We start from the raw sequence: 554 nt of genomic DNA on the forward strand, positions 1-554 counted from the left end.
GTCTAAGATCCCCCAGTCTGTCAGCATGTAGTAGCCGGTGGCACCTCGTTCGCCGGTAGACTCCCTGACGAACAAGATATTCATTCCGAACTCATCACGCAGGGCAGACAACTGTCTCTTGATCGTTGATTCAGGAATATTTGTTGCCTTGTGAAGGTCTTGGAGACTTGGCTTCTCCGTTTTAGACAGGGCATTCACCAAAGCAAATTTTCTTTTCATGTCCTGTGAGATCTTCATATTCACCTGTTCTTGACAGGCCCAACCTCTCTGGCTGGGCCTCCTTTATTAGCCTTCGACACTCAGGAGTTCAATGTCTGACACAGGCACATGAACATGCTTTTCCTTGCCTTCGCCATCGAGCGTTTTAACCCAGACAGTAGACGGAACCAGAGCAACACGGTCGGTCATGATGACTCCACGTTTGGTCTCGCCATCCAGGTTAACGTTGACAGCAAAAATCAAACTGTCAGCCCGGACGTTCTTCCATTCCTTGTCCTTCGGCAGAGGAGGAAGAGCATCACCGCCTTCTTCATCTTTGTCCTTGCCGCTGTTAT

The 554-nt window shown here is 49.5% G+C and carries 1 protein-coding gene and 1 pseudogene; both read right to left on the bottom strand.

The annotated features are described in order from the left end of the window. Positions 1-237: helix-turn-helix domain-containing protein (locus R7Z50_RS30050; RefSeq protein WP_318150094.1), on the bottom strand; the 237-nt coding region annotated here is incomplete at its 3' end. 48 nt (positions 238-285) lie between these two features. Further along, a pseudogene (locus R7Z50_RS30055) lies at positions 286-554 on the bottom strand (chromosome partitioning protein ParB); the annotation flags it as partial.

The organism is Vibrio sp. 1249-1 (assembly GCF_033340495.1).